Annotated in this window: 23 protein-coding genes; 8 read left to right on the top strand and 15 right to left on the bottom strand. The window is 66.6% G+C overall.

The window, feature by feature from the left end; translation table 11 throughout:
* Nucleotides 1-158 precede the first annotated feature (158 nt).
* Nucleotides 159-932 carry a class II glutamine amidotransferase gene (locus JFY56_RS21185; protein ID WP_208316122.1) on the bottom strand — a complete coding sequence of 258 codons (774 nt, stop codon included), beginning with the start codon at nucleotides 930-932 and terminating at the stop codon, nucleotides 159-161.
* Nucleotides 933-1,022: 90 nt separating this feature from the next.
* Nucleotides 1,023-1,493, bottom strand: a complete 471-nt coding sequence (locus JFY56_RS21180; RefSeq protein ID WP_208316121.1) for an MFS transporter — start codon at nucleotides 1,491-1,493, stop codon at nucleotides 1,023-1,025.
* Between the two features lie 95 nt (nucleotides 1,494-1,588).
* Between JFY56_RS21180 and JFY56_RS21175 the strand changes: the two genes are divergently transcribed.
* Nucleotides 1,589-3,643, top strand: coding sequence for a S9 family peptidase (locus JFY56_RS21175; RefSeq protein ID WP_208316120.1), 2,055 nt, complete (start codon nucleotides 1,589-1,591; stop codon nucleotides 3,641-3,643).
* Nucleotides 3,644-3,921: 278 nt separating this feature from the next.
* Here the strand turns inward: JFY56_RS21175 and hemP are convergent, their stop codons facing one another.
* From hemP to rnd, 9 genes are all read right to left on the bottom strand, one after another.
* The gene (gene hemP, locus JFY56_RS21170; protein ID WP_208316119.1) at nucleotides 3,922-4,104 is read right to left on the bottom strand and encodes a hemin uptake protein HemP; all 183 of its coding nucleotides are present in this window, start codon (nucleotides 4,102-4,104) and stop codon (nucleotides 3,922-3,924) included.
* A 51-nt stretch (nucleotides 4,105-4,155) separates the two neighbouring features.
* Nucleotides 4,156-4,461, bottom strand: coding sequence for a DUF2149 domain-containing protein (locus JFY56_RS21165; protein ID WP_208316190.1), 306 nt, complete (start codon nucleotides 4,459-4,461; stop codon nucleotides 4,156-4,158).
* Nucleotides 4,462-4,466: 5 nt separating this feature from the next.
* Nucleotides 4,467-5,015: a MotA/TolQ/ExbB proton channel family protein gene (locus JFY56_RS21160; protein WP_208316118.1), complete on the bottom strand. Its 549-nt coding sequence runs from the start codon at nucleotides 5,013-5,015 to the stop codon at nucleotides 4,467-4,469.
* Nucleotides 5,016-5,031: 16 nt separating this feature from the next.
* Nucleotides 5,032-8,958 (bottom strand): cobaltochelatase subunit CobN, encoded by a 3,927-nt coding sequence (gene cobN, locus JFY56_RS21155; protein WP_236032961.1) that lies wholly within the window; start codon nucleotides 8,956-8,958, stop codon nucleotides 5,032-5,034.
* A gap of 86 nt (nucleotides 8,959-9,044) precedes the next feature.
* A complete protein-coding gene (locus JFY56_RS21150; RefSeq protein WP_236032959.1) occupies nucleotides 9,045-10,937 on the bottom strand; it encodes a TonB-dependent receptor plug domain-containing protein in 1,893 nt (630 codons plus the stop codon).
* A gap of 233 nt (nucleotides 10,938-11,170) precedes the next feature.
* Nucleotides 11,171-11,620 (bottom strand): YcgN family cysteine cluster protein, encoded by a 450-nt coding sequence (locus JFY56_RS21145; protein WP_208316188.1) that lies wholly within the window; start codon nucleotides 11,618-11,620, stop codon nucleotides 11,171-11,173.
* A gap of 89 nt (nucleotides 11,621-11,709) precedes the next feature.
* The gene (locus JFY56_RS21140) at nucleotides 11,710-12,642 is read right to left on the bottom strand and encodes a D-2-hydroxyacid dehydrogenase (protein WP_208316116.1); all 933 of its coding nucleotides are present in this window, start codon (nucleotides 12,640-12,642) and stop codon (nucleotides 11,710-11,712) included.
* 258 nt (nucleotides 12,643-12,900) lie between these two features.
* Entirely contained in the window at nucleotides 12,901-13,194 is a 294-nt protein-coding gene (locus JFY56_RS21135; protein WP_208316115.1) for a YcgL domain-containing protein, read from the bottom strand.
* A gap of 20 nt (nucleotides 13,195-13,214) precedes the next feature.
* On the bottom strand, nucleotides 13,215-14,339 hold the full coding sequence (gene rnd / locus JFY56_RS21130; RefSeq protein WP_208316114.1) for a ribonuclease D: 1,125 nt from the start codon (nucleotides 14,337-14,339) through the stop codon (nucleotides 13,215-13,217).
* Nucleotides 14,340-14,590: 251 nt separating this feature from the next.
* On the opposite strand from rnd, the gene JFY56_RS21125 reads away from it, so the two are divergent.
* The 3 genes from JFY56_RS21125 (at nucleotide 14,591) to JFY56_RS21115 (ending at nucleotide 17,781) form a co-directional block, all read left to right on the top strand.
* Nucleotides 14,591-15,445 (top strand): sulfurtransferase, encoded by an 855-nt coding sequence (locus JFY56_RS21125; RefSeq protein WP_208316113.1) that lies wholly within the window; start codon nucleotides 14,591-14,593, stop codon nucleotides 15,443-15,445.
* Nucleotides 15,446-15,781: 336 nt separating this feature from the next.
* Entirely contained in the window at nucleotides 15,782-16,261 is a 480-nt protein-coding gene (locus JFY56_RS21120) for a hypothetical protein (RefSeq protein WP_208316112.1), read from the top strand.
* 167 nt (nucleotides 16,262-16,428) lie between these two features.
* Nucleotides 16,429-17,781, top strand: coding sequence for an outer membrane protein transport protein (locus tag JFY56_RS21115; protein ID WP_208316111.1), 1,353 nt, complete (start codon nucleotides 16,429-16,431; stop codon nucleotides 17,779-17,781).
* A gap of 81 nt (nucleotides 17,782-17,862) precedes the next feature.
* Here JFY56_RS21115 and JFY56_RS21110 read toward each other — a convergent pair whose 3' ends face one another.
* The 4 genes from JFY56_RS21110 to JFY56_RS21100 form a co-directional block, all read right to left on the bottom strand.
* The gene (locus JFY56_RS21110) at nucleotides 17,863-18,411 is read right to left on the bottom strand and encodes a glutathione peroxidase (protein ID WP_208316110.1); all 549 of its coding nucleotides are present in this window, start codon (nucleotides 18,409-18,411) and stop codon (nucleotides 17,863-17,865) included.
* Nucleotides 18,412-18,615: 204 nt separating this feature from the next.
* Entirely contained in the window at nucleotides 18,616-18,738 is a 123-nt protein-coding gene (locus tag JFY56_RS24550) for a hypothetical protein (RefSeq protein WP_268968891.1), read from the bottom strand.
* The gene (locus JFY56_RS21105; protein WP_208316109.1) at nucleotides 18,735-19,931 is read right to left on the bottom strand and encodes an MFS transporter; all 1,197 of its coding nucleotides are present in this window, start codon (nucleotides 19,929-19,931) and stop codon (nucleotides 18,735-18,737) included. The genes JFY56_RS24550 and JFY56_RS21105 overlap by 4 nt, the downstream gene beginning before the upstream one ends.
* A 73-nt stretch (nucleotides 19,932-20,004) precedes the next feature.
* Entirely contained in the window at nucleotides 20,005-20,418 is a 414-nt protein-coding gene (locus JFY56_RS21100; protein WP_208316108.1) for a MarR family winged helix-turn-helix transcriptional regulator, read from the bottom strand.
* Nucleotides 20,419-20,517: 99 nt separating this feature from the next.
* Between JFY56_RS21100 and JFY56_RS21095 the strand changes: the two genes are divergently transcribed.
* From JFY56_RS21095 to JFY56_RS21080, 4 genes are all read left to right on the top strand, one after another.
* Nucleotides 20,518-20,982 carry a multidrug transporter gene (locus JFY56_RS21095; protein ID WP_208316107.1) on the top strand — a complete coding sequence of 155 codons (465 nt, stop codon included), beginning with the start codon at nucleotides 20,518-20,520 and terminating at the stop codon, nucleotides 20,980-20,982.
* Nucleotides 20,983-21,191: 209 nt separating this feature from the next.
* Entirely contained in the window at nucleotides 21,192-22,022 is an 831-nt protein-coding gene (locus JFY56_RS21090; RefSeq protein ID WP_208316106.1) for an SDR family oxidoreductase, read from the top strand.
* Complete coding sequence (locus JFY56_RS21085; RefSeq protein ID WP_208316105.1) at nucleotides 22,019-22,402, top strand: hypothetical protein; 384 nt, start codon at nucleotides 22,019-22,021, stop codon at nucleotides 22,400-22,402. Before JFY56_RS21090 ends, JFY56_RS21085 begins: the two co-directional genes overlap by 4 nt.
* Before the next feature lie 91 nt (nucleotides 22,403-22,493).
* On the top strand, nucleotides 22,494-23,144 hold the full coding sequence (locus JFY56_RS21080) for a dual specificity protein phosphatase family protein (protein ID WP_208316104.1): 651 nt from the start codon (nucleotides 22,494-22,496) through the stop codon (nucleotides 23,142-23,144).
* The last annotated feature ends 158 nt before the right edge of the window (nucleotides 23,145-23,302 follow it).

The following is a 23,302-nucleotide window of genomic DNA, read 5'->3' as shown; positions in this document are numbered from 1 at the left end:
ATCGTTCGGTTGCCTTCGCGCCCTCCCTGGGTCCGGAGGGAATACGGGCGTCATGCACAGGCACGAAGAATGATTTCAGGCTGGTCCGAAGGTCGCGGACTGGCAAGTCGGTGAATGGGATTCATGTCGATTTTGCGGTGATTTATGCGGAACAGGTCTCAAACCCTGCCCTGGTCGACGATCTCACCGCGCCACCACAGCATCCATTCGCCACTCTGCTGCAGATTCCAGTCCTCGTTGTCGGTCAGCGGTTCGGTGGCGATCACCGTGACCACGTCGTCCGGCGTGGTTTCCGCCTGGAAGTCCACCGTCAGGTCGGCATCCCTCAGCCGCGCAGGGCCGAACGGCGCGCGGCGGGTGATCCAGGCCAGCTTGCTGGTGCAGAAGGTGAACAGCCAGTCGCCATCGCTGAGCAGGCAGTTGAACACGCCCTTCTGCCGGTAGGCGTCGCAGGCGCGGACCAGAGTCGGCAGCAGCACCTCCACCGGCACCGGCTCGGGGAAGGCCTGGCGCACGCGGTTGAGCAGGTCGCAGAAGGCCGCCTCGCTGTCGGTGTCGCCCACCGGCCGGTACCAGCCGGGCTCGGGGTGGAAATCCGCCAGTTGGCCGTTGTGCGCGAAGGTCCAGTAGCGCCCGCCGAGTTCACGCACGAAGGGATGGGTGTTGGACAGGCAGACCTTGCCGACGTTGGCCTGGCGGATGTGGCCGATCACCGTTTCGCTCTTGATCGGATAGTTCTGCACCAGCCGCGCCACTTCCGAATCGATGCTCGCCCGCGGGTCCTGGAACAGCCGCACGCCGCGCCCTTCGTAGAAGGCGATGCCCCAGCCGTCGCGATGCGGGCCGGTGCCGCCGCCGCGCTGCATCAGGCCGGTGAAGCTGAAGACGATATCGGTGGGTACGTTTGCACTCATGCCGAGCAGTTCGCACATGGCTCGGTTCTCCTCAGGCAGCGTTTGGCGCGGGCATCCATGGCAATGCTGGACGCCCGTCCGGCGGGTAGCAAGGTCTGTCTATGTCGATCAGAGGCGCGGCTCGATGCGCATGCGGCGCTCGCCGCCTTCGTCGGTGCGGGTATCCACATCCGGCATCAGCGACGGCTGCATCAGTTGCCGCAGGGTCGGCTCGTCGGCCGCTTCGGCCTGGCGCTGGCTCTTCTTCCTGGCCCGCTCGATGGACCAGCGGATGCCGGCGAACACCAGGTAGACGATGAAGGCGAGGACCATGATCAGCGCCATGTCGGAAACCGCGCGCCAGGCGTTGTTGCCGATCTTGAACAGGATGTCCATGGCGGTGATGGCGATGGCCGGCGCGTAGAGGTTGTTCGCCGGGTCCACCGGAGTGGGGGTGAACAGCAGGACCAGCGCGATGATTCGCAGCGATTCGCGCAGCCAGCGCCACATCCAGCCGGTCGCCAGGAAGCAGACCAGCAGCAGCCCGAAGCCGGCGACCAGGTAGGCGCCCCAGGCGAGCATATAATCGTGTTCGTTCATGCGCGTGCGTGCGATGGCGGCGAAGGGGCGCTTATGATAGCTCCTTTTCCCCCGGGGTGCGCAGCCAGCGTCCCCGCCGCCAGCCAGGAGAGCGCATGTCCGCCCATCAGCCCCCCATCGCCCGCCGCGAAGCCGCCGCCGATCCCTACGCCTGGCTGGAAAACCGCGACGCCGACGACGTGCTCGACTACCTCAAGGCGGAGAACGCCTACCTGGAAGAACAGCTGGCCGGGCAGGCCACCCTGCGCGAGCAACTGTTCGAGGAGATCAAGGGGCGCATCCGCGAGACCGACCTGTCCCTGCCGACGCCGTGGGGCCCGTGGCTGTACTACCAGCGCACCACCGCCGGCGACGAATACCCGCGCCACTACCGCTGCCCGCGTCCGGCGGACGGTTCGCTGACGGTGGACAACGCCGCCGAGCAGCTGCTGCTCGATCCCAATGCGCTGGCCGACGGCGGCTACCTGTCGCTCGGCGCCTTCAGCGTCAGCCCGGACCATTCGCTGCTCGCCTACAGCCTCGACACCAGCGGCGACGAGATCTACCAGCTCTACGTCAAGGACCTCGCCAGCGACGAAGTGCGCGCCCTGCCCTTCGAAGACTGCGACGGCAGCATGACCTGGGCCAACGACAACCGCACACTGTTCTTCGGCGAACTCGACGACACCCACCGCCCGCACAAGCTGTACCGCCATCGCCTCGGCGACGAGGGCGCCGAGCAGGTGTTCGAGGAGACCGACGGCCGCTTCTTCCTGCACTGCTACCGCTCCAGCTCCGAGCGCCAGTTGATCCTCCTGCTCAACAGCAAGACCACCTGCGAGGCCTGGACCCTCGACGCCGACGCGCCGCAGGGCGAGTTCCGCTGCCTGGCAACCCGCGAGGAAGGCCACGAGTACTACCCGGACCACGGCCGCCTCGACGGCGAGTGGACCTGGTTCATGCGCAGCAACCAGACCGGCATCAATTTCGCCCTGTTCCACACCAGCGAGCAGCAGCCGACCCGCGAACACTGGCAGCCACTGATCGCGCACCGCGACGAGGTGATGCTGGAAGGCGTCAGCCTGGGCGCCGGCGCCTACATCCTCAGCCTGCGCGAAGGCGGCCTGCCGATCGTCGAGGTGCATCCCCAGGGTCTGGAGCCACACCGCGTCGAACTGCCGGACGCGGCCTACAACCTGTACGTGCAGGACAACCTGGAATTCGACAGCCCGGTGACCCGCCTGCGCTACGAGGCGCTGAACCGTCCGGCGCAGATCCGCCAGCTCGACCTGGCCAGCGGCGAGCAGAAAGTCCTGAAGGAAACCCCGGTGGAAGGCCCGTTCGACGCCGACGCCTACCTCAGCCGACGCCTCTGGGCGCAGGCGGCGGACGGCATGCAAGTGCCGATCAGCCTGGTGGCCCGCCGCGAGGTGCTGGACGCCATCGCCAACGGCCAGCCCGCCCCGCTCTACCTGTACGGCTACGGCGCCTATGGCGAAAGTCTCGACCCGTGGTTCTCCCACGCGCGCCTGAGCCTGCTGGAGCGCGGCTTCGTCTTCGCCATCGCCCACGTGCGCGGCGGCGGCGAACTGGGCGAGGCCTGGTATCGCGCCGGCAAGCTGGAACACAAGGAGAACACCTTCGGCGACTTCATCGCCTGCGCCGAGCACCTCTGCGCCGAGGGCTACAGCACTCCGGCGCAGCTCGCCATCAGCGGCGGCAGCGCCGGCGGCCTGCTGATCGGCGCGGTGCTCAACCAGCGTCCCCGACTGTTCGCCGCGGCCATCGCCGAAGTGCCGTTCGTCGACGTGCTGAACACCATGCTCAACCCCGACCTGCCACTCACCGTCACCGAGTACGACGAATGGGGCAACCCGCAGGAGCCGGAGGTGTATGCGCGGATCAGAGGCTACGCGCCCTACGAGAACGTCTCCGCCCAGGATTACCCGGCGCTGCTGGTGGTGGCCGGCTACAACGACAGCCGCGTGCAGTACTGGGAAGCGGCCAAGTGGGTGGCGAAACTGCGCGCGAGCAAGACCGACGACAACCTGCTGCTGCTCAAGACCGACCTCGGCGCCGGCCACGGAGGCATGAGCGGGCGCTACCAGGGGCTGAAGGACGTGGCGTTGGAGTATGCGTTCCTGCTCAAGGTGTTGGGGCTGGCGGAGTAATACCCGCCTTTCGCGGGCATGGCCCCTACGGGCTGCAATGCTCACCGTAGGTTGGCGCTGAGCAACGCGAAGCCCAACATCGCCATCGTTGGGCTTCACTGCGTTCAGCACCAACCTACGCGAGTTCTGGCCCAGCCACTCAGTTGCTCCTACGGCCGACTGAAGCGCGGTCTTGATCTTGAGCGAGCTCTGCTCGCGAAGCTTTTGTCGGGCCGATGTTCGCGAGCAGAGCTCGCTCCTACAAAAAGCGCCTTTTTTCATGGCTCCGGCGATGCAGATCACTTCGTCAGAATCAGCTTGTTCTGCCGGGTCAGGCGCAGCACGTATTCGACACCCTCGTGTTCGATGACCAGTTCCTTCGCTTCACCCAGCAATATGTGGCTGGGAATGTGGCGGCGTGGAGTGCGACTCTTCAACCTGTCGGGCGCCACGCCCTCCTCCTGCCTGCGGTATTCGTTCATGCCTGCTCCTCTGCCGCCCCATGACGGGCGGCAGGACAACGATGGTCCGGGCTATTCCGGCACGTAGACCATCGAGCCATCCTTGAGCCGATACGCGACCCCGGCCTTGGCGCCCTCGCCCTGGCCGATGTCGCCGTTGGCCTTGTAGTGCTCCAGCTTCTGCCCTTGCTTGATCATGATCTGCATGTCCGGCTTGCCCGGATTGGTGATCACCGTGACATCGTCGTGGCTGAAGGGGTTGACCGGATTGTTCGCCACCGCCAGCAGCAGCGCGGCGATGATCACCAGGAACACGTCGATCAGGTTGACCACCGAGAGGATCGGGTCGTCGGCTTCCGCGTCTTCCAGCAGCTTCAGGCCCATCACTCATGCTCCCTGGCCAGGTCGTGGATCGCCGCATCCCAGGCGGCGCGTCCGCCGGATGCGCTGTTGCTGGCCCTGTCGCGCTCGATCTGCACCAGTTCCTCGGCGTACCAGCGGCGACGCACGTTGACCACCCAGTAGGTCAGCGAGGCGGCGACCAATGCCAGGATCACCGCGGAGAAAGCCACCGTGAGGTTGTCACTGACCTCGGCCAGTTGGCCGCCGGCCAGGGACTTCAGGGCGGGGCCCATCGGGATCATGGTCGCCACCAGACCGAGCATGGGCGTCACGCGGGTGACGATGCGCGGGGTTTCCAGGCGCTTGAACGCCAGGGTTTCCAGGGCCTCGGCGCTCATCTGCGGGTCCGTTCGCCAACTGGCGAGCAGGTCGAAGCCGCGTGGATCGCCGCTCCTGCGCTGGCGGGCCTGCCAGAGGAAGCAGCCGAGCGCGAAAAAGGCGTAGAGGAACAGCAGGAACACCGCCAGCAGCACCGGAAACATGAACAGCTGGCTGGCGTTGTAGAGCATGGACTCGATGTAGAACTGCATGAATGACTCCTGGACTTCAGCGATAGCAGGCGCTGCGGGCGGCTTGCCGCCACAGGCCGAACAACAGGGAGGCGAGCATCAGCGCCAGCACCGGCAACATGGACCAGTCCACGGTCGGGTCGACGTCGCTCGCCTGTTTCTCCATACGCATCCCGCTCACCTGCTGCGTGTCCGCCTCGCTCTGCGGCGCAGCCTCGGGTTGCTCGGCCGGCGCCGCGTCCGCTTGCGCGGCGGGCGATTGCAGTCCGTAGCCGGCGGCGGCCTTTTCGACGAATTCGAGGAACTTGTTGTTCTCGCTGCTCGCGCCGTGCTTCTCGGCCAGCTCCTGCCAGCGCTGCGCCAGTTGCTCCAGGGTCCGGGCATCCGCCGACCAGTATTCCTTGCGCGCCGCCTCCAGCATGCGTTCGATGATCTGCGCCTGGGCCTGCGGGTGGTTCTTCTCGAACCACTCCTGCATGCCGAGCTGGTACTTGTCGTCGACATACACCGCCTTGAACTCGTCCCACTGGTCGTTGCGCACGGTTTCCGGCGCGGTCACCTGCCAGCCCCACAGGTTGTTGGCGGTATCGAGGATTTCCAGCGCGCCGCTGTAGCCCTCCTGCTGCATCTGCCTGATCCAGCCGGGATGGAAATAGCGGGCGCGCAGGTCCTTGGCGAGGAAGCCGGCGGCGGTTTCGCTGCGCGGGTTGTCGGTGTCGCGCAGGTTGGAAATGAACAGCTCGGGCGACTTGCCGCTCAGGTGCCGCACGGCCAGGCCGATGCCGCCGAGGTACTGGAACGGATCGTCGGTGGTGAGCATCCCGTAGAGGTTCGACGAGCGCGACAGCACCGCGCCCTGCACGCCCTTGAGATGTTCGGCGTAGGCATTGACCGAACTCTTCGTCCCCCACCTGGCGGAATCCGGGCCGTAGGCGAACTGCATGCGCTCCAGGTAGAGGCTGGCCAGCTTGCTCTCGCCTTCGCTGCGCGACTGGCCGCCGGCCGCCGTCTCGCCCCAGGTGTCCGAGGCCAGGGTGGCGTCGCTCAGTCCCGTGCCGTAGGCGCCCGACTCGGAGGAATAGATCCGCGTCCGCGCGGCATCCGCTGCGTCGCTGGCGCTCATGCCCCTGGCCAGCAGCGCCTGCTCCACCGCCCGGCTGTTCGCGGCGATGGCGTTGTCGGCCTCGTCCAGCTCGCTGCCCTGGCGCGCCGCCTCGGCCAGCCACTTCATGACATTGGGGAAATGATCGCGGTACAGGCCGGTCACCGAGACCACCGCATCCACGCGCGGCCGCTGCAGTTCGGCGGACGGAATCGTCTCGATGCCGATCACCCGGCCACCGGCGTCCCATTTCGGCTTGAAGCCCATCACCGCCAGCACCTGCGCCTCCAGTACGCCGTAGTGGCGCATGGTCTCCACCGACCACAGGGAAAACGCCAGCTTGTCCGGGAATGCGCCATGTTCCTCGCGGTACTGCGCGATCAGCTTCTCGGCGGCCTCGCGACCGGCCTCCCACGCCTGCGGGGTGGGAATGCGGGACGGGTCGAAACCGTAGAGATTGCGCCCGGTCGGCAGGCTGTCGGGGTTCTTGATCGGGTCGCCGCCGTAGGAGGTGGCGACGTGGCGGCCGTTAAGGGCGGTGAAGAAGCCCTCCAGCTCTCGCTTGCCGGTCAGCGCCAGCCAGTAGGCGCGACCCTTCTGCTGCAGCTCCTGCAGGGTGGCGTCCGCCGTCACCGGTTGTTGCTGGCGGACATGCCGGTCCAGCCATTGCCAGACGTCGGTCTGCTTGAGGCGCTGGTAGTCCCCGGCCAGTTGCTCTTCCGGGTCCTGCGGATGGAGGGCGGCCAGCAGCGGCTTGCCGAGCATCTGCATCACGGTGAACAGGCGCAGGTCCTCGTCCGCCGCACGCCCGAAGGTGGCCAGGCCCAGCGGCTGCTGATAGAGCGCCAGCTCATGCAGATGCACATGGAGGGCATCGACGAACGCCGGGAAATCCCTGGCGACGGCGGCGGCGTCCCAGCCCATGTCCTTGCCGACGTTCAGGCCGTCCGCGAGGCTGCGGATCTGCTCGGCGCTCTTGTTGCGCACCTCGCCTTCGCTCATGTTCAGCCACTGGTGCAGCAGGTCGTGGAGCTGGTTGATCTCACCATGCAGCCCGGCCGGCGAGAAGGTCGGCGTGGCATGGCTGATGGTCACGCCGCGCCCGCGGCGCTTGACCTGCAGCGCTTCGCCGATGTTGTCGACGATGTAGGGATAGATGACCGGCATGTCGCCCACCACCAGGTAGGGATAGTCGTGCACCGACAGGCCGCGCTCCTTGCCGGGCTGCCACTCGTAGGTGCCATGGGTGCCCAGGTGCACCAGCGCGTCGCTGGCGGCCGACTCCCGGGCCCACAGGTAGGTGGCCAGGTAGCTGTGCGAAGGCGGAACCCTGGTGTCGTGGTACAGGGCCTTTTCCCGGTCGTCCAGGCGCTCGCCACGCGGCGGTTGCGGCAGCAGGACGACATTGCCCAGGCGCAGGCGCGGCACGGCGAGCCAGGCCTTGCCGCCCTCGCGGACCAGCAGCCCGGACTTCTCCGGCGGCCCCCAGCGCTGCTCGATCGAGTGCTGCAGCTCTTCCGGCAAACCGGCGAACCAGGCCTTGTAGCGCTCCAGCGGCAGCCGCTCGGCCAAGTCGCGGGCTAGCAGGTCCGGCAGCGCGCCATCGCGGTAGTACGGCGCGAGCAGGGCCGACAGCTGCTCGATCAGCGCCTGCTCGTCGCGGGTCTCGACCTTGTATCCCTGCTTCTGGAATGCCGCCAGCAGGGTTTCCAGGCTGCGCGGAACGTTGAGGAAGGACGCGCCGAGATTCTTCTCCCCCGGCGGGTAGTTGTAATAGAACACCGCCACCTTCTTCTCGGCGTTCGCCGTCCGCTGCAGGTGGATCAGCGCCAGCGCCTTGCCCACCAGCCCGCGCATCTGCCGGTCGATGCCGACGATGTCGCCATCGGCTTCGCGGGTGTAGGCGGTGATCAGCGGATCGACCACGCCGGCATACTCCGGCTGCGCCAGGTAGAACGGGATGTCCTGGGCCTCCAGCACCACCGGATCGGCCTCCCAGTCCGCCTGCTCGCCCTTGCGGTAGGGCATGGCCTGCAGCACCGGCAGGCCCAGGCGCTCGAACTCGGCCTTGCGCCCTTCGCCGTTGAGCATGATCTGGGTGTTGATCAGCACGCCTTCCAGCGGCTTGCCATGCGGCGACAGCATCCGGGTGATTTCGCCGTTGGCCATGGCCGGCACGTAGAACGCCAGGGGCAGCGCGCCGGACTGCTCGACCCGCCGCAGCGTGTCATCGATGAATCCGGTCAGGCCGGAATCCAGGTAGCTCTTGTGGAACAGCACCGCGACCATCGGCGGCGGCGCATCCGCATCGACTCCCTTCCAGCGCAGGTAGTCCGCGACATCGGCGAATATCCGTCCGGAATAGTCCGGGTGATAGACGCCCGACTCCGGATAGCGCACGGGCTCCGCGCAGTCCGACCCGCGCTGGTCAAACACCTCGCGATTGAGCTGGCAGAAGAATCCGGCGAAGTTGGCCGGGCCGCCATGGTGATAGTACTGGTACAAGTGCGTGGTCACCGCCGCGGCGATCCCGCGCGCCTCGGCTCCATCCGACCTGATCCACAGCCAGGGTTTGCGCACCTGCGGCAACAATGGCGAGAGGACTCGCTGGGCGGCGCCGAGGGCCGCGCCGTAGGGGGCATCGATGACCAGCAGGTCGTGCTTCGCCAGTTCATCAACAGTCAGCGCGGCGCCCGGCTGGTTGACGAAGCGGTACTCCATGACGAGCCCCTGCTCCCTGGCCAGGTCGACCATCCTCTGGTACTTCCCGGCCTGCAGTGGCGGTGCGCTCAGGAACAGCACGCTCTTCGCCGCATGGGCCGGCACACAGGCCAGCAACAGCAGCCAGACGAACCACGACATCAACCTCCCCAGCATCCCCTGCAACTCCCCTCGCTATCAATGCAAAACGGCCGCCGGTCTCATGACCGGCGGCCGGGAAAAGAACCTCAGAAACTCATGTCCACCGCCAGATAGGCGGAACGCTCGGCCTCCGAGTAACCGAACAGCGGCGACTTGTCCTCCAGCCGTACATCGGTGGCGTTGAGCAGGCCCGCGCGCAGCTTCAGGTTGTCGTTCACCTGATAGCTGCCGGTGACGTTCATCAGGGTGTAATCCGGCGCCTTCTCCTGGCCGTCGTTGCCGCTCAGGTACTGCTCGCCGGTGTATTGCGCGCTGACCTGGAAGGCCCACGGGCCGCCGCTCCACTCCAGGGTCGGGGTCATGCTGACTTCCGGCCGGCCATTGAGCTTGTCGTCGGTGTCGCCATTGCGCGGGTCCAGGTAGAGGAAGCTGGCGGACAGCGCGAAGCCATACCCAAGTGACTGCCATGCCGAAGCCTCGAAGCCGTCGATGGTGGCTTTGGAGATGTTGTCGTAGATGTAGAAGCGGCGCGGCCCCACCTGGCGCAGCAGGCGGTAGTCGATCAGGTCCTCGACATCGTTGTGGAACAGGGTCGCGGTGTAGGCGCTGTCATCCCGCCGCCAGTCCACGCCCAGCTCGTAGGAGCGGCTGGTTTCCGGCTGGATGTCGGGGTTGCCGTAGAAGGTGTGCGGTCCCTCGGCGCCGACGTAGTTCGGCGATATCTGCTTCAGGGTCGGCGCCCGGAACGCCTCGCCGTAGCCGGCCTTGAAGGTCAGGTCGGAGGTCGCCCGCCAGACCAGGTAGGCGCGCGGGCTGGTTTCCGAACCGAACAGCTCGTGGCGGTCGAGGCGCGCGCCCAGCGTCAGGGCCCAGTCTTCCGCCAGCGACACCTCGTCCTGCAGGTAGACGGCCTCGTGGTAGGCCTCGTCCGAGCCGCCGATCAGGCCGGCGTTCTCCAGTTGTTCTTCGCGGTATTCACCGCCGACGGTGAAGAAGTGCCGCTCGCCCAGGGCGAACGCCAGGCTGCCGTCGAGGATGTCGTCCTGCAGCGCCTGGGGCCGCGTAGGGCTGACGCCGTTGCTGCGCCGGTTGGTGACATCGAACTTCGAACGCGTGTAGCGCAGTTCCGAATGCACGTCGCTCCACTGCCCCGAGTAGCCGAGGGACTCCTGGCTGCGGTCGAGGTCGTACTGGTCGCGGTACACGCTGGTGCCACGCAGCTCGTGGCGCCAGCGTTCCTCGTCGCTGCGCAGCAGGTCGAGGCTGAGGTCGTGGCCTTCCGCCAACTGGTAGCCGAGCGACAGGCCGCCGGTCTGCCGCGACTGGCCTTCGATTTCCGAGATACGGTGATCTTCCTCCAGCGGCGTGGCGCCCCGGCGCAGGTCCTCGGCGTTCAGCGCCAGGCTGAAGCCGCCGCCGATCGGCCCGCTGGCCATCGCCGACAGCACGTGGCCATCGCCGGCGCCGGAATCGCCACGCAGCGATCCCATGCCATGCCACTCCGGCTCGGCCTTGCGGGTGATGATGTTGACCACCCCGCCCATGGCCTCGGAGCCGTAGAGCGCCGACATGGGGCCGCGGACCAGTTCGATGCGCTCCACCTGGTCGAGCGACACCCAGCCGTACTGGTAGTCCGAGTGGCCGATCACGTCGTCGGTGGAGGAGATGCGCCGGCCGTCGATCAGCACCAGCGTGTGCCGATCCTCCATGCCGCGGATGCTGATGTTCTTCCGCCCGCCCACCTGGCGTCCGCTCAGGGTGATGCCCGGCAGGCCGCGCAACGCCTCCAGCAGGTTGGTCGCGCCCTTGGCCTGGATTTCCTCGGCGCTGATCACGGCCACCGATGCCGGCGCGTCGGCCACGGCATGTTCGCTCTGGCTGGCGGTGATGGTCGTCGGATTGAGCTCGAACGCATCGGTCGCGAACGCCGCAATGGGGGTCATGGCGGAAAGAACAGCGGGCAAAGCCAGCTTGCGCATATTCAACTCCAACAAGAGTGAGTGGTTAGCGGCTGGCTTGGGCTCTGGTCCCTGGCTGGCTGGAGGGATTCACGCCGACGGGTTGCGGCCGGCGGTGAAAGTTGCAGCGCAGACTAGGAGAATCACTCTCAATCGAAAATGATTCTCGTCAATTTTTGAACTGAAACAGGCGCGGGTACCCACAGTGGAACGGAAATACGCACCACCATGGGGATAGAAGGTTCGGGAGGGATCTAGCCGGCGCGGAAGATTAGATAGTCTTCCCAGTCGTCCTCGGCCACCTGGGTTTCGCTGAGCATGCGGCCGGACTGCGAGATGCGCTCATGGTGCACCGCGTCCGGATCGCCGCAGACCAGGTGGTGCCAGAGCGGCAGGTCCTTGCCCTCGGCGACCAGGCGATAGCCGCAGGTCGGCGGCAGCCACTGGAATTCGTCGGCTTGCGCGGGGGTGAGCTGGATGCAGTCCGGCACGCTGGCGCGGCGGTTGGCGTAGTCGCTGCAGCGGCAGGTCTTCAGGTCGAGCAGTTTGCAGGCTATGCGCGTGTAGTAGACGCTGCCGTCGTCCTCGTCTTCGAGCTTCTGCAGGCAGCACAGGCCGCAGCCATCGCAGAGCGACTCCCATTCATCCTGATCGAGCTGGGCGAGGGTCTTGCGTTTCCAGAAGGGTTCGACTTTGGCGGCCATTTTCTTGGTAGGGGGCATTTCACGGGGCGCCAAGTCTAAGCCTGACGCGGTCGCCGGCCAAGCGCAGGCGACCATTGGTCAAAATTTGCTCAATAACCCCGGGTGAAATCCACTTCGCCGCGCAGCCCCTGCCCCGCCCAGAAGCGCGCCAGGTTATCGCGGAACAGCTGCACCATCAGTCCCGGCAGGGTCGGCGCGGCGGTGTGGCCGGTGAGCAGCAGGCGCGGCGTGAGCCAGAACGGGTGCTGCGCCGGCAGCGGCTCCTCGCGGCAGACGTCGATCACCGCGCCGGCCAACTGGTTGGCCTCCAGGGCGGCGGTCAGGTCGGCGTCGACCACCGCGGTTCCGCGCCCGGCGTTGACGAACAGGGCGCTCGGCTTCATCCGCTTGAACAGCGCCAGGTCGTAGATATCGCGGGTGTCCGGGGTATCCGGCAGCAGGTTGATCACGTAGTCGGCGGTCTGCACCAGGCGCGGCAGATCGGCCAGCGAGCCGACCCGGTTGAACGGCGACAGCGCGCGCGCCGTGCTCGCCACGCCAACCAGTTCGACGCCGAAGGGCGCCAGCAGATGCGCCACCGCCTGGCCGATCTCGCCGGCGCCGACGATCAGCACCTGCCGGCCGTGCAGGCTGCCCGGCGGGCGGTCGTCCCACTGCGCGCCGACCTGGCTGGCCAGCCGGCCGAGCAGTTGCCGCTCGTGGGCGAGCAGGTAGGTGAGCAGGTATTCGGCCATCACCTGGCCGAAGATCCCCACCGCGCGGGTCAGGGTGTAGTCCTTCGGCAGGTCGTCGGCGAGCAGCGGCGTGATGCCGGCCCAGGTCGACTGCACCCAGACCGGGAATACGCCCTTGCGCAGCATCGCGCCGACCAGGTCCGGCTCACCGAGCCATACCGGGCATTCAGCGGCGGCATCCTGCAGGGCGTCGGGATCGTTGCCGGAAACCACGACGAGGCCGGGTTCGGCGGCCATGATCAGCGCGGCGTAGAGTTTGTGTTCGCGATCGAGAATGAGCAGGCGCATGGCGTTATACCGTGCCGCCCGGGCGTTGTGGCTGTTCCATCTGGCGCATCATGGTTCGCTTCAATGACTTCATCCCTGCATTTAGTCAGCGATTGTTCCGGCAGGTGTACGGGGGCGATTGGACACAGCCAAAGTCCAGGCGTTCCATACCTGCGTGGCATTTTTGTCGTCCCATAATGCGCTCAAGCCGTGAAGTTGCACAGTGCCAGCACGGTACCAGTTCACGGCTTGAAAAAAGGCGGGCCAGCGCCCGCTGCGTCAGAGCGGGTCGTTCATGCGCAGCAGTTCTTCCGGCAGGTGCTCGATGTACTCTTCCTCGCCCGGCGGCATCTGCAGGTGGAAGCCTTGCGACTCGATGTTCTCCAGCACCTTGCCGATATCTTCCCGCGCCAGCTTGCGCTCGGGGGTGAGCAGCAGGTCGAAGACGTGCTGCGGCGCGCCGAACACCGCCAGCAGCGCCTCGGGCACGCGTTGCAGGGCATCGCGCTTGTCGACGTACAGGTACATCTCGTTCTTGCGCGGACTCTTGTAGATGGAGCAGATACGTTTCATGGGTTCTCCGCGGCGCGCGCTCAATGGGCGGCCAGGCAATCCAGCAAGGCCTGGCCCATCAGTTCGCGGCGCCAGCCTTGCAGGGAATCGGGCAACTGGTAGGGACCATCGGGGTAGCCGCTCTTCAGCAGCGCCTCGAGGACTTTCTTGCGCAGCATCAGCTCGGGCGCCATGCCCAGCCGTTCGGCCTGGCGCTGGCCGACTTCGCGCAGCTTCTTCAACAGCGGACTGGCCTCGCGCGGCAGTGGCTCCGGCAGGACCTCCGGCCACTCGCTGGACGGCAGGGCCGCCGCGTGGGCGATCAGCGCGATCAGGGTGTCGCCGTCCTGGCGCACGGTGCGCGGGTGCATTTCCTCGACGCGTGCCAGCGCCACCTTGTCACTCGGCTGGAAACGCGCCAGCGGCCACAGCGTCTGCTCGCGCAGCACGCGGCTGCGCGGCTGGTTTCGCAGCCGCGCCTGTTCCTCGCGCCAGACGCACAGCTCGCGCAGCACCGCCAGTTGCGCCGGGTTCAGCTTCCACGCCAGCTTGACGTCGCGCCAGGCTTCCTGCGGATCGCTGACGCGGGTCTGGTTGCGCACCAGGTCGGCGCCATCGGCCAGCAGCCAGGCACGCTTCTCGTCGCTGAGGCGCGGGTCGAGGCGGACGTAGAGTTCGGCCAGGTGCTGGACGTCCTCGGCGGCGTAGCGCACCTGCATCTCGGTGAGCGGGCGCTGCAGCCAGTCGGAGCGGGTTTCGTCCTTCGGCAGGTCGACGCCGAGGATCTCCAGCACCAGCTTCGAGTAGCCCATCGAAAACGCCATGCCGAGATAGGCAGCGGCCAGTTGGGTATCGAACAGCGGTTGCGGCAGGCTGCCGGTGAGGCGCTGGAACACTTCGAGGTCTTCGCCGCAGGCATGGAACACCTTGACCACCTCCGGCGCTTCCAGCACGGCGGCGAACGGCGACCAGTCGCGGATCAGCAGCGGATCGATCAGCCAGGCCCGCTCGCCGTCACCCACCTGCACCAGGCCGGCTGCGGGGTAGAAGGTATCGACACGCATGAACTCGGTATCGATTGCGAGGTACGGCCGCTGTTTCCAGTCGTGGCATTGCCGCTCCAGGCTGGCATCGTCACGAATCCACTGGATATCGAGTGCGCTCACGAAAATCTCCTTGAGGGCTGCCGGGGTTTGCCGGCGGCCCGTGGCAAATGCGCAGCATTATATAGGAGGGCTGCCCGCTCACGGGCATTCCGCGCGATTGGCGGCAGCGTCCGCCGCAGCTCATTCCACGACGAGGAATTGTTCCCCGGGTTGCCGGCGGGAGGCTTGGAACGCAGCAGAATGCCAGCGCATTTACCGCATAAGTAGTTTTATGATGCCTGACAACATGCCACGACACAGGAGCCCGTCCCATGGCCCTCGCCCGCCTCATCAGCCCGCAACAACTGGCAGCCCGCCTGGAGGAACCCGACCTGGTAATACTCGACTGCCGCTTCGCCCTCGACGATCCCGGCTACGGGGCGCGCGTCTACCGCGAGAACCACATTCCCGGCGCACTCTATGCGGACCTCGAGGAAGACCTGTCCGGCCCGGTGACCAAGGGCGTGACCGGCCGCCATCCGCTGCCCGACCCGCATATCTTCGTCCGCCGCCTGCGCGGCTGGGGTGTGGATAACGACAGCCAGGTGGTGCTCTACGACGACGGCCAGGGCGCCTTTGCCGCACGCGCCTGGTGGCTGCTGCTGTGGCTCGGCAAGCGCGATGGCGTCTACCTGCTGGACGGCGGCCTGGCGGCCTGGCGCGCCGCGGGACTGGCGCAGACCACCGCGGAAATCGCCATCACCCGTGGCGACTTCCACGGCGAAGCGGACGACAGCCTGCTGATCGATGCGGCCGGGCTCGCCACGCTGCTCGACGACCCGCAACTGCCGCTGCTCGACGCCCGTGGCCTGCCGCGCTTCCGCGGCGAGGTGGAACCGATCGACCCGGTCGCCGGCCACATTCCCGGAGCGCAGTGCGCCGCCTTCACCGACAACCTCGGCAGCGACGGCCGCTTCCTCCCGGCGGAACAGCTGCACCAGCGCTTCGCCGCCCTGCTGCGCGGCCGTCCGGCGGAAGAGCTGGTGGCCTATTGCGGCTCCGGCGTCACCGCCTGCCACAACCTGTTCGCCCTCAGCCTCGCCGGCTACCCGCTGGGCCGCCTGTACGCCGGCTCCTGGAGCGAGTGGATCAACGACTCGCGCCACCCCATCGCCACCGGCGACTAGGCGCCTGCGAGCGGCGGCTTGCCGGAAAATCCGTAGGGCGGGTGCAACCCACCAGATTCCTCGCCTGGAAACGGCGGGTTGCACCCGCCCTACGGATCGCTGGATCTCCCGCTTCACCCGCTGCCGACTTGAGCGGCATGCAGCGCCGGTTAATTTCCACAGGGCATATGGAAAATAACTGGGAAATCAAAACAATTTAAAAACAGTCCTTTACAGCACAAAGATCGCACTAGACTTCAAGTGGAGCGGCTAAGTCCGCTTACGGCGGGGCCCAGGAAAATTATCAGAAGCTGCCACAACGCCCAGCCCCGCCGTCCATATGAGGACGAGGTCATCATGGGTATAGCAGCGAGCGATCTGTGCCAGCATGTCATCCGCCCCACCCTGATCTACCTGGAACGCCATAGCGCCGCCGCCGAAGCCTTGCTGCTCGGCACCGCCGCCTGCCAGTCGGCGCTCGGCAGCGCCCTCGACGACCGCCACGGCCACGGCCTGTTCCGCATCACCGAAAGCCGCCACCAGAACCTCTGGGACCGTTACCTGGCCCGCGATCCCGACCTCGCCAGCCGGGTTCGCGGCCTGGCCAGCCAGCACGCCTTCCTCGCCGCCCCGCACCTGGAGCTGACCGTCAACCTGCGCTACAGCACCGCCATCGCCTGGATGCTGATCGAAGCGGAACAGCTCCCCCTACCCTCCGCCAGCGATCACCTGGGCCAGGCGCGCATCTGGCGACGGGTCTTCCATCCCAACGGATGCCTGCACGATTTCGTCGACGCCTGGCAGAACTTCATCGGCAATCTCAGCCATGCCGCATGAATGCCATTAGATGACCGATCAGTCAGAATCAATTTCCCAGCAATTGATGCCTAGATAGCTGCATTTTCTCTGGAAAATTCCTGCAGTAAGGCACAAATTGTCGCACTACCAATGGACTGGAAATCTTGGTAGTTTGCGCGCCGTTCAACACAGGAGTTGCTCTTACAATGAAAAAAACATGGCTTAAGTCCACCCTGGCCCTGACCATTGGCGCCATTTCCACCCATACCCTCGCAAACGGCTTCCAGATCAACGAGCAGAGCGTCAGCACCGCGGGCACCGCCTACGCCGGCCGCGCTTCCACCCCGATCGACGCCAGCACCGTGTTCGGCAACCCGGCCGGCCTGAGCAAGCTCAAGCGCACCGAGATCAGCGGCGGTCTCGCGCTGGTCGCCGCCAAGGACGACATCAGCGATGCGCAGGGCGGCTCCCGCGGCGCCAACCGCGCCCTGGGCACCAGCAAAGGGGATTCGGTACCGCTCAGCGCCGTTCCGTTCGGCTACTTCGCCACCCCACTGGACGACAAGGTCACCTTTGGCCTCGGCATCTACGCGCCCTACGGTATCGTCAACGACTACGAAAGCAGCTTCGCCGGCCGCTCCCACGGCTCCAACAGCCGCGTGCGGGTCATCACCATCCAGCCGACCCTGGCCTACAAGTTCAACGACCGGGTTTCCGTCGGCTTCGGCCCGACCTTCAACCGCATCGATGGCAAGCTGGACAGCGACCTGAACACCGCGCCCATCCCTTCCGCGATTGGCGGCAACGGCCAGGACACCGCCGTGCGTATCAAGGGCGATGACGTCGCCGCCGGCTTCAACCTCGGCGTGATGGTCGACCTGAGCGACGACACCACCTGGGGCGCCACCTACCACTCCAAGGTCAAGTACGAGCTGGAAGGCAGCACCAAGATCAAGAATGCCCCGAACGTGCCGGCCTCTGCGCTCAACCCGGGCCTGCCTGCCGCACCGCTGGGCCCGCTGGTGAACGGCAAGTACGACGCCACCCTGGACATCACCCTGCCGGAGTCGGTGGATACCTCCATCACCCACAAGTTCGACGACCGCTGGACCGGCTACATCGGCGCCACCTGGACCCGCTGGAGCCGCCTGAAGTCCATCGTGGTGGACAACACCGGCTTCACCAACCCGATCGGCCAGGCACTCTTCGGCACCGTCAGCGAAGAACTGGACTGGCAAGACACCTGGTCCGGCGCCATCGGTGCGTCCTACCAGCTGGACAAGCAATGGGTGCTGCGTACCGGCTTCGCCTACGATCCGTCGCCGGCCCGGAACGACAATCGCAGCGTGCGTATCCCGGTGGGCGACCGCAAGGTCTTCACCCTGGGCGCCGGCTATTCGCCGAACGACGACCTGACCATCGACGTGGCCTACGGCTACCTGTGGGAAACCACTGCCGGCGTGAACCACGAGGCCAGCTCCGCCCTGCAACCGGCCTACAGCGCCAAGTACGACAACACCGCGCACATCCTGGGCACGCAGCTGACCTATCGCTTCTGATAGCCAGCTGAAACGAAGAAGCCGGGTTTTCACCCGGCTTTTTCATGCGTTGCATCATGGCGGGTTGCACCCGCCCTACGCTCACGGCGTGCTGGCGATGGCCTTTTCCACTGCGGCCTGCAGCGCCGGGTCGTCCGGTGTGGTCTTGCTGGAGAACTGGCCGACCACCCTGCCCTGGCGGTCCACCACGTACTTGTAGAAATTCCAGCGCGGCGCCTGGCCGCTCTGCTGCGTCAGGTCGCGGAACAGCGGGATCGCCTCGTCGCCGGTGACATGCTGCACGGCGGTCATGTTGAAGGTCACGCCGTAGTTGCCGTAGCAGACCTTGGCCGTCTCGGCGCTATCGGCGGCTTCCTGCTTGAAGTCGTCCGAGGGTACGCCGAGCACTTCCAGGCCCTGCGCCTTGTAGCGCTGGTAGAGCGCTTCCAGCCCCTTGAACTGCGGGGTGAAGCCGCAGTGGCTGGCGGTGTTCACCACCACCAGCGGCTTGCCGGCGTAGAGCTCGCACAGGTCGAGGGATTCCTTCGAGCGCAGCTTCATCAGCTCGCCCTGCAGCAACGCCGGGCAATCGGCGGCCTGGGCGAACAATGGCAAGAGGGCAAGGGCGATGGGTAACAGACGGGCACGCATGGCGTCGATCCTCGGATTTTTTCGTCACGCTACGCCGCCGGCGGCCCCTCGGCAAACCTTTCAGAACCTGTTTACGATCTCGCGAGCTAGAGAAAAACAAGGCGAAAACGGCTGAGGAAGCGGAGTTTACGAGTAGTAAATGAGCACTCCGAATGCCGTTTTCAACGCAGTTTTTCCGACGCGTAGCAGATCGTAAACAGGTTCTCAGCAGTTGCCCATGCCTAGTTGCATCAACGCCAGTCCGCCGTGCAGCCAGCCCCACCACGCCAGGGCGAGCAAGGTCGCACCGAGCATGGTGATGAGCAGGCGCAGGTAAATCCGGGTCATGCCGTCTCCAGGTTGCGCAGGCGCTCCACCGGGCGTTCGCGGACCGGCCAGTTGAGCACGCCGGCCAGCAGGCTGAGGAGAATGGATATCTGCCATACCAGATCATAGCTGCCGGTGTGGTCGTAGAGATAACCGCCCAGCCAGCCGCCGAGGAACGCGCCGATCTGGTGGAAGAGGAAGACGATGCCGCCGAGCATGGACAGGTTGCGCACGCCGAACAGGGTGGCCACGGTGCCATTGGTCAGCGGCACGGTGGACAGCCACAGCAGGCCCATGGCGATACCGAAGGCGTAGGCGCTCCAAACGCTCAGCGGCGCCCAGACGAAGGCCAGGATCACCAGCCCGCGGATCAGGTACAGCGCCGTCAGCAGGCGCGGCTTCGACCAGCGCCCGCCGAGCCAGCCGGCGATGTAGGTGCCGAAGATGTTGAACAGCCCGACCAGCGCCAGCACCGTGGTGCCGACGGTGGCCGGCAGGTGGCGGTCCACCAGGTAGGCCGGCAGATGTACGCCGATGAACACCACCTGGAAACCGCAGACGAAGAAGCCCAGCGACAGCAGCCAGAACCCGGAGTGTCCGCAGGCCTCGCGCAGCGCCTCGCCGAGGGATTGCTCATGGCCTTGCACGGGCAGCGGCTTGTCGCGCATCAGCCCGGCCAGCGGGACGATCAGCGCCACCAGCAGACCGAGCGCGAGCAGCGCCGCCGACCAGCCGAGCCAGCTGATCAGCCCCAGCGTACCGGGCAGCATGGCGAACTGGCCGAAGGAGCCGGCCGCCGCGGAAATCCCCATCGCCAGGCTGCGCTTCTCCAGCGGAACGGCCCGTCCCACGGCGCCGAGGATCACCGAGAACGAGGTGCCGGAAAGGCCGATGCCGATCAGCAGGCCGGCGCTCAGCGACAGGCTGGCCGCCGAATCCGCCGAGCCCATCAGGATCAGTCCCACGCAGTACAGCAGCCCGCCGACCGCCACCGCCCGCGCTGCGCCGAAGCGGTCGGCGAGCGCGCCGGTGAACGGCTGGGCGATACCCCAGATCAGGTTCTGCAGGGCGATGGCGAAGGCGAACACCTCGCGTCCCCAGCCGAACTCCGCGCTCATCGGCGGCAGGAACAGGCCGAAGCCGTGGCGGATGCCCAGCGACAGGGCAAGGATCAGGGCCCCGGACAACAGAATCCAGAAACCCGCACGCGACATCTTGTCCATCATTTACCCCATTGCGGGTATATGCCCGCTTTTTCCTGCAATTATTCCCTGCCAGACATGCCGTCTAGCCAAGGCGTTCCAGATCATCCAGTAGTGCCATCAACTGCGCGCGGCGCTGTTCGCCGAGCTGCCCGGCCACCTTGCGCTGGGCTTCGTCCCAGGCCTGCTCGCCCTGCCGGATGCGCTCCTGGCCGGCGGCGGTCAGCGCGACGATGCGGTTGCGCTGGTCCTCGCCGTCATGCAGCAGCACCAGCCCCTCCGCCTGCAGCGGCCGCAGGTTGCGGCCCAACGTGCTGCGGTCCAGCCCCATGGCCTGGGCCAGGCTGGAAATGCTCGGCTGGTCGAGCCGCGCCAGATGACGCAGCAGGGAAAACTGGGCAGTGGTCAGCCCGACGTCCTGCAGGGCATCGTCATAGACGCGGGTGACGCTGCGTGCGGCGCGACGCAGCTTGGTGCACAGGCATTTGGTGGTCAGCATGATGCGTGTATATACCCGCATCACCTGATGGTCAAGCGGGCGGAGCCGACTGGCATCCCCCGCTGCTAAGCTCTGCCTGTCATCGGCGCGGAACCTCCCATGCTCTACGGCATCCTCCTCATCGTCACCTGGATCGTCCTGCTCATCCGCTTCCCCACTCGCGCGTTGCCGATCTCCGCGGCGGCGCTGGTCGGGCTGGGGCTGGTGATTGCCCTGGCGATCTGGCAGGACAGCAGCGACCGGCGCCAGCTCGACCGCCTGGAACTGCGCATCGCCTACGCTCCCACGCAGTGCCCCGCCGACCGCCCGCTGGCGCTGAGCCTGAAGAACGGCAGCGACCACCCGCTGCGCGAATTGCGCTGGAAGATCGCCGCCTACCGTCCCGGCGAAACCACCGACCTCGCCGAGAACCTCTACGAAGCGCCGCGCTATCGCGGCCCCGGCGTGCTGCTCAGCGGCGCAGAGTGGAAGGACTGCCTGCCCCTGCCACCGCTGCGGCCGGGATACCGCGCCAGTACCCTGGAATTCCGCGCCGAACGCATCGAAGGCGCCTTTGGCGAGTGACAAACGGTGCAAATGGCCAGCATGATTCGTCCGGTCAGCTCGCCACCCAGAGTCTGTTCAAGGTCTCGCCGAGCGCAGCTCAGGCAAGGCAAAAACAGGCGAAAAAGCGCAGTTTACGCGCTGTAAATGAGCATTTTGAGCCTGTTTTTAACGCAGCATGAGCAAGCGCAGGCAGACATTGAACAGGCTCTTACGCAAGGATCAGCAGCATGCCGACACCCGTCATCCTCATCACCGGTTGCTCCAGCGGCATCGGCCGCGCCCTCGCCGACGCCTTCCTCGCCGCCGGCTACCAGGTCTGGGCCACCGCGCGGCGTGACGAAGACGTAGCCACCCTGAGCATGGCCGGCTTCCGCGGCATACGCCTGGACGTCAACGACGAGACCGCCATCGCCCAGTTGGTCGGGCGCCTGCGCAACGAGGCCGGCAGGCTCGACGTGCTGGTCAACAATGCCGGCTATGGCGCCATGGGACCGCTGCTCGATGGCGGCAGCGAGAACATCCGCAAGCAGTTCGAAACCAATGTGTTCGCCGTGGTCGGGCTGACCCGCGCGGTGTTCCCCCTGCTGCGCGAAAGCCGCGGGCTGGTGGTGAACATCGGCAGCGTGTCCGGCGTGCTGGTGACGCCCTTCGCCGGCGCCTACTGCGCCTCCAAGGCCGCCGTGCACGCCCTGTCCGACGCCCTGCGGCTGGAACTGGCGCCGTTCGGCATCGAACTGATGGAAGTGCAGCCCGGCGCCATCGCCTCCAGCTTCGGCGCCAATGCCAGCCGCGAGATGGAGAGCGTGGTGGACGAGAGCTCGCCCTGGTGGCCGCTGCGCGATTCGATCCGCGCCCGCGCCGCCGCCTCCCAGGACAGCCCGACTCCGGCCAGCGAATTCGCCCGGCAGTTGCTCGCCGCCGTGCAGAACAAGCCGCGCCCCCGCCTGCTGCGCATCGGCAATGGCAGCCGGGCGCTGCCGTTCATGGCCCGCTGGCTGCCGGCCGCGCTGGTCGAGCGGGCGCTGAAGCGACGCTTCGGACTGAACGGCCAGCTATGAGCGCACAGATCGCCATCCGCTACTACGCCCTCTCCGGCATCGCCGTCGCGGTGCTGCTCAACGTCGTGCTGCGCGCGGTGATCCGCGTCGGCGGGCTGCCGGCCAACCTGCTGGTCGCCGCGCTGATCGGCGCCGGCATGGCCTTCTGCTTCGCCCGCATCGTCCGTCGCGAAGCCACCACCGGCGAGCGCTGGCGCCTGCTGGCGATCTATGGCGGCACGCTGGCGCTGTTCTATGCGTGGCTGGTCGGCATGGCCGCCTGGAAGAACCCACCGAGCCCGGCCGCCCTGCTGCTCTACCTGCTCAACTACCTGTGCTATCCGCTGGCTGCCTGGTGGTTCTTCCGCCCCACGGTCATGTCGCGCTTCCTGCCGCGCTGAGCCGGATCGCTTCACGAATTTTTCACGCGCATTTCATCCGTGCTTTACCGCCCGGGCGCTAGGGTCACGCCTTCGACTGACAGGAGGCGCCATGACCCAGCCCCTCACCATCCTGCGCGTTGCCTGCTGCGCCGCCGTGCTGGCGGCCCTGCTCGCCGGCGTGCCCGGCAGGGCCGCCGAATCCGCCAGCCCGCCGGCGCCATGGGCGCAGCCGGTGGATACTTCATTCAACCTCTACCGGATGTCGCCGACCCTCTACCGCAGCGCCCTGCCCGACCAGGCCGACGTGCCGCTGCTGCGCCGGCTGAAGGTGCATACCGTGGTCAGCTTCATCAAGGACGACGACCGCGCCTGGCTCGGCCAGCAGCCGGTGAACCTCGTCAGCCTGCCGATGCACGCCGACCGCGTCGACGACGCCGACGTGCTGAAGGTCCTGCGCACCCTGCAGGACGCCCAGCAGCACGGCCCGGTGCTGATGCACTGCAAGCACGGCCGCGACCGCACCGGCCTGTTCGCAGCGATGTACCGCACGGTGATCGAGGGCTGGAGCAAGGAGGATGCGCTGAAGGAAATGCGCGAAGGCGGCTTCGGCGACCCGGCCTACATGGACGACGCCATCGCCTATGTGGAGAACGCCGACGTACCGGCACTGCGCCAGGCCCTGGCCAGCGGCGAGTGCAGCACCACGCTGTTTTCCAGCTGCCGCGTGCTGGCGTGGCTGGATGAGCCGGTCGACCGCTGAGAGCCCACAAGAGCGGACGCTAGAGCGTCCAGGGATTGCAACGCCGGTGCGGGAAGGTTTGCACCGTAGGTTGGCGCTGAACGCAGTGAAGCCCAACGATGCCACGCCCGACAAATGTTGGGCTTCGCGTTGCTCAGCGCCAACCTACGAATCCAGGC

Origin of the sequence: Pseudomonas schmalbachii, from assembly GCF_017589465.1 — a bacterium.
GTDB lineage: Bacteria > Pseudomonadota > Gammaproteobacteria > Pseudomonadales > Pseudomonadaceae > Pseudomonas > Pseudomonas schmalbachii.
The sequence above is the reverse complement of the archived record's forward strand: the minus strand, read 5'-3'. Positions and strand labels throughout refer to the sequence as shown.